This is a genomic window from Thermovirga sp. (genome assembly GCA_012523215.1).
In the GTDB taxonomy this organism is placed as follows: domain Bacteria; phylum Synergistota; class Synergistia; order Synergistales; family Thermovirgaceae; genus 58-81.
The window spans coordinates 1-5,470 of record JAAYIZ010000185.1 but is presented as its reverse complement, the minus strand read 5'-3'; the positions used below and the strand labels follow the sequence as shown (position 1 = coordinate 5,470).

Genomic DNA, 5,470 nt, shown 5'->3' with positions numbered 1-5,470 from the left:
TGGTCGTATAGGCGTGACCTATATGGGGGACATCATTCACGTAGTAGATCGGCGTTGTAATATAAAAATATTTTCCCGGCATTCAAAGGGCCTCCTTTTCGCGCTTCTTGTCGAGCAAAAATCCTTTGGCCTTGTTTTTTGAAATACCATACTCTTCCGTGAGCCTCCTGACAACCTCTTTTTCTGAAAGGCCCTCATCCAGCATCGCCAGGGCAGCCTCCTCCCAGTCGCCGGCCTTTTCGGGCGGGATGGCGGGCGGTCCCGTCACCAGGACCAGTTCCCCCTTCAGGGACGCCTCGGACAGGTAAGCCAGCAGGGAGGCTACATCGCCCGGAATCCTCTCCTGGTGCAGTTTGGAGATCTCCCTAAGGAGAACAGCGGGCCGGTTCCCCAGGGACTGGAGGATGTCCTCGAGGACCTTTTCCGGGCCATGGGGGGAGAGGTAAAAAACGATGGCCCCGTCAAAGCCGCGAAGATCCTCGAGCCTCGTCCTTCGCTCCCCTTTTCTCCTGGGTAGGAAACCTTCAAAGAGGAAGGGCCGGGGAGGAAAACCCGACAACAGGAGCGCCGGCACAAGGGCCGTCGCCCCCGGCAGGACATCCACCTCGTAACCAGCCTCGAGAGATTGACGGATCAGTTCAAAGCCCGGGTCGGAGATGCCCGGGGTTCCGGCATCGGAGACGAGGGCCACCGTTTCTCCCCTGGAAAGCCTTTCGACAAGGGCCTGGGCGCGTTCTTTCTCGTTGTAGGAATGGTAAGAGAGGAGGGGTGTCCTTATTCCGTACCTGGAGAGGATCTTCACGGTCCTCCTGGTGTCCTCGCAGGCGATGATGTCCGCCTCCCTGAGCGCCCTGAGGGCTCTCAGGGTTATATCTTCCATGTTGCCGATAGGCGTGGGTACCACCAGTAGGGGCATCTCAGCTTCCTATCCTGTAGGCGGCCAGGAGATCGCCGGTGTACTCGCCTTTTCCGTCCTGGATGAACAGTGGTGGTTCCAGGTTCGCGCCCTTCCCGGCCGACCTTGCGGCCTGGACGAGGACCACCGACGCTTCCCGGCCGGGGGCGGGATAGACCGGCCTGACCCTCTTGGGTTCTATCCTCTCCCGGGAGAGGAGGCTCAAAAGTTCGGCGAGCCTTCCTGCCCTGAAGACCATGAAGAGCTTCCCCTTGTTGGCTAGGAGGTACCTCGAGGCCTTTATGACATCCTCCAGCGTGCAGAGAGTCCCGTGCCTGGCCGCGGCTTCCGACTCAAGCGGGCTGGGACGGCCGTGGTTCGCCTCGCCGTAAGGGGGGTTCACCACTACGATGCCGAAGGATTGGGCCGGGTAGATCTCCCTCACCTTCCTGAGGTCCCCCTCTTTGAAGGCGACCCTCTCCTGGAGGCCGTTTTCGACGGCGTTTCTCTCGGCCAGTGCCGCCAGTTCGGCCTGGATCTCCAGTCCCTCGACGGTGACGTGGGGGAACCTTTTCGCCAGCAGGAGCGACACGGCACCGTGGGCGGACCCAAGTTCGATGATCTTCTCCTTTCTGCGGGCCTTCACGAAGGAAGCGAGCAATACGCTGTCCACGCTAACCCTGGGCCCTTCCTCGGGCTGTTCTATCATCAGCATTCCGTGGAGTATGGCGTCCCGGGTCGTCCTCATCATTCCCAGTCCTCCAGCCTTACGCCCACCACCTGCGAGAGCCCCGGCTCAGGCATGGTGATCCCGTACAGGAGGTCCGCCTTCTCCATGGTGGCCCTGCGGTGGGTCATGCAGACCAGTTGCATTGACCGGGAGTACTCCCTGGCCAATTCGGAGAAGCGCCTCAGGTTGACCTCGTCGAGGGAGGCATCGACCTCGTCCAAGACCGCGATGGGCGCTCCGGCGACCTCCATGGCGGAGAAAAGAAGGGATATGGCCGAAAGCGACTATTCGCCCCCCGAGAGTTGGGCCAGGTGCTGGGGTCTCTTGCCGGGCGGGCGGGCGATCACCTCGACGCCCGCCTCCCAGATGTTGTCGCCGTCGGAGAGCCTCAGGTGCGCCTCCCCCCCGCCGAAAAGTCTCTGGAAAAGGCCGCAGAACTTCCTGTCGATCTCCTTGAGCGACTCTAAAAACAGCGCCCCGGCCTGGCGGTCGGTATCATCGATGAGCCTCCGCAGTTCTTCGATGCCCATCGAGACGTCGCGGGTCTGATCCTCCAGGAATTCCAGCCTCTGCCCCAGGGACAGGTCCTCCGAAAGAACCCCCAGGTCCACGTCCCCCAACTCCCTCAGGTTCTTCTCCAGTTCTCTGACGCTTCTCCTTATCCTGTCGTATTCCCTGGTATCGAGACCTTCCTCGCCCGGATAAGGAAACCGTTCCTCCCACATGTCGATCGACTCCGCCATCTCGGCCTCCATCGATTCGAGGCGCTGCCTAGCCTGGCCCATCCTCGCTTCAAGGCTCTCCCGCCTCGAAGTGGCCAGGGCTGATCTCTTCCGGGCGAGTTCCAGGCGGGCCAGTGCCCTGGCATGATCCCCGTCCAGATCCTGCGATCGGGACAGGGCTTGCCGGAGCGACCTCCAGGTCGCGTGATAGGACCTGCCCCCCTCCGAAAGATCCCCCATGGCCGATGAGGCCGCGAGGTCGAGTTCTTCCAGGCTCTTGAGGGTTCTTTCCCATCGCGAGGCGGAGTTTCGCAGTTCCTCCCGCGTCACGGAAAGAAGCCTCCGGATGTTATCCAGCCTTTCGGCGGCCACCTCCGCCCTGGACCTCTTCTCCTCGAGGGTTCTTACCAGTTCCACCTCCCGGGACGGGTCCGGCTCCTCGGAGAAATCCTCCTCGAGGTTCTGGAGCCTTGCCCTTATCTCAAGATGCTCCCTCCCGCAGGACGAAAGGGCCGACCCTACCTCCTCTTTCCTCCCCATGGCCAGGGAGAGCGACCTTTCGGCCTCTCTCTTGGCAGCTTCGGCTGACCGGACTTTTTCCTCGAGGACCCTCCTCTCATCGGAGAGAAGCCTCGACAGCCCGGACACGCGTCCCTCTTCCTCTTCCAGCCGCGCGATTTCTCCTTCCAGGCGCGCCTTCTCGGCCTTCAGGTCCACGGCCTCCTTCTCCTTCTCCTGGATCTCCCGCTTTATCTCCATGGCGCCGGGCCCTCTCGAAGCCCGGCCCCCGCTGATGGTGCCGCCGGGTTGAAAGACATCCCCCTCGAGGGTGACGGCGGGCCCTCGGAAGCCCTCCCTGGCCAGATCCCTGGCCACGTCGAAGTTTTCAACGATCAAGAGGTCGCCGATGACGTGGAGCACGCACTCCTTCCACTCGCTCTCCATTCCGACGAGTTCCGAGGCCCACCCCACAACCCCTTGCCGGCCACGGCGGACGCCCCGGGCCGGCGTCCTCGCCCTGGCGCTCTCCAGGGGCAGGAAGGTGGCCCTGCCGGCGGACCGGGCCTTGAGATGGTCAATGCATCGGCCCGCCTCGTCGATATCCTTCACGAAGAGGAGGAACTGCCTCGCGCCCAGGAAGGACTCCAGGGCGGTCACCAGTCGATCGGGGCAGGTGATGACATCGGCGAGCGGCCTCGGGGAGGCGTCGATCCTGCCGAGCCTCGCCGCAGCCACGAGGTGCTGGACCGCGGGTGGGTAAACACGGGTAAAGACGGTCTCCCTGAGGGTCTCCATACGCCCCTCCAGGACCGACAATTCCCTGGATACCTTCTGGAACGATGCGGCCGATTGCTGGAAGGCGGCATAGGCGTCCCTCTGCCCGCCGCGGGCCGTCTCCTCTTGGAGCCTTTTCTCTTCCAGGTCATTTTTCAACCCGGCGAGCTCTCCCCTGGCGGCTCCCAGCTTTTCTTCGGCGCCGGATATCCCGCCCAGGGCCTCCCGGAATGAAAGGCCCAAGGCCCTCGCCCTCGAACGGGCGGACCCAAGGGCGGCCTCGCAGGCGGCCCTTTCCTCCCTGAGGGCCCTTATCGCGTCAAGGCGTTCCTGGGACTGTTTCCGGTACTGCTCCCACTCGCCCTTCGCCTCGCCGAAGGAACGGGAGGCCTCTTTTTCCTCTTCCCCGGCCCGCAGGGCCTCCTCCTCGAGATCCCCGAGCCTCCTTCGCACTCCCGAGAGCCGTTCCTTCTCCAGGGCCCCGTCGCTGAGCAGGCTCTCCCTTCTTTCAAGCGAACCGGCGAGGGACGTCGAAAGGGCGAACAGTCTTTTCCGGACTTCCACGAGGTCCCTTTCAAGGTCCGAAGCGCGGGAAACCACGGCGACACGGTCTTCGGCCATGGTGTTCATGGTCTCCCCGGCACGGGCCAGGGCCCTGCTCCACCCCGAGGTCCAGGAGGAGGAGGCCCCACCCTGGGCTTCCAGGTCCGACAACTCTCTGCCGATGCCCTCGAGGGCCTTCTCGGACCTGGCCCTTTTGACCCAATAGAGCCGGCTCTTCTCCCTCTCGAGGCTATCTATCACGGCTTTGGCCTCCCTGGCTCTCAGGACGGGATCGGCGATGACCTCCTTCCTGGTCCGCAGTTCGGACTGGAGGGTCATGATCCTCTGCAACTCGACGGAGGCCGCGTCCAGCTTTTGGGCAGCCTCTTCCCTCTGCTTCCTGTAAAGGTCGATGCCGAACAGGGCTTCGAGGTGCATCCTCCTCTGAAGGGGTCTTTGCTGGATGACTTCGGAGACCTCTCCCTGGCTGATGAAGGCGAAACGATCCCCCTCCAGCCGCCATCGCCTCTTGATCTCGTCGAGATCGGCAAGCCTTATCCTTCTACCCTCGAATAGGAGGGTGCTGCCTTCCTCGTTGGAGAATCTACGGCGCAGGGTGCTCACCTTTTCTTCGTCCCTGAGATGGACCATGACCTCCGACGACGCGGCGGGGGGAAGGCTGATGCTTCCCTGGAAGAGGAGGTCTCCCTGCCTGAGGATCCTCAACCGTCCAGGGTTGCCGTCGCCCAGGACCCAGCGCAGGGCGTCGAGGATGTTACTCTTCCCGCACCCGTTGGGCCCCACGACGGCGGTGAAGTGGTCACAAAGCGCAATTTCGTGGCTCCCTCCGAAGCTCTTGAAACCCTTAATATGGACCTGTCCTATGGACAATGCTACCTTCCACCCTCTTTTCCAGTAGGGTTATCCTGTGCCCGACCTGATCCAGCGTCCCCTGGGCTTCCAGCCGGTACTTCTCCCAGGGACTATCGGGGACCGGCCTCAGGTACAGCCTGGTGCCGAACTCCTCCTCCCAGGAGGGGAGAAAGTGTTCCGCCACGAAGGAAGCCACCGCGGGATGGAGTTCGATGAGCAGCGCTTCGGGTCGGCCCGACAGGATCACCTTCCTGATGAACCTCTTCAGCGACAGGGCGATGCTCTCCTCCCTGGTCACAACGCCAGTCCCACAGCAGAAGGGGCAACCCCTCGTGAAGGAGGCCCTTATATCGGAACGGGCCCTCTTCCTGGTAAGTTCCACCAGGCCGAGGCCGGTGACGCCGAAGACTCTTGCCCTGGCGCGGTCGTTCC

Annotated in this window: 5 protein-coding genes; all 5 read right to left on the bottom strand. The window is 62.8% G+C overall.

Annotated features, from left to right (window positions below):
• Positions 1 to 82: 82 nt before the first annotated feature.
• Positions 83 to 916 (bottom strand): 16S rRNA (cytidine(1402)-2'-O)-methyltransferase, encoded by an 834-nt coding sequence (gene rsmI / locus GX108_05190; GenBank protein ID NLO56434.1) that lies wholly within the window; start codon positions 914 to 916, stop codon positions 83 to 85.
• Between the two features lies 1 nt (position 917).
• A complete protein-coding gene (locus GX108_05185) occupies positions 918 to 1,643 on the bottom strand; it encodes a methyltransferase (GenBank protein NLO56433.1) in 726 nt (241 codons plus the stop codon).
• Entirely contained in the window at positions 1,643 to 1,876 is a 234-nt protein-coding gene (locus GX108_05180; protein NLO56432.1) for a hypothetical protein, read from the bottom strand. The genes GX108_05185 and GX108_05180 overlap by 1 nt, the downstream gene beginning before the upstream one ends.
• A 33-nt stretch (positions 1,877 to 1,909) precedes the next feature.
• Positions 1,910 to 5,056, bottom strand: a complete 3,147-nt coding sequence (locus GX108_05175) for a chromosome segregation protein SMC (GenBank protein NLO56431.1) — start codon at positions 5,054 to 5,056, stop codon at positions 1,910 to 1,912.
• Positions 5,031 to 5,470 (bottom strand): ribonuclease E (locus tag GX108_05170; protein ID NLO56430.1); only part of this gene is annotated, 440 nt, incomplete at its 5' end. The genes GX108_05175 and GX108_05170, both read right to left, overlap by 26 nt.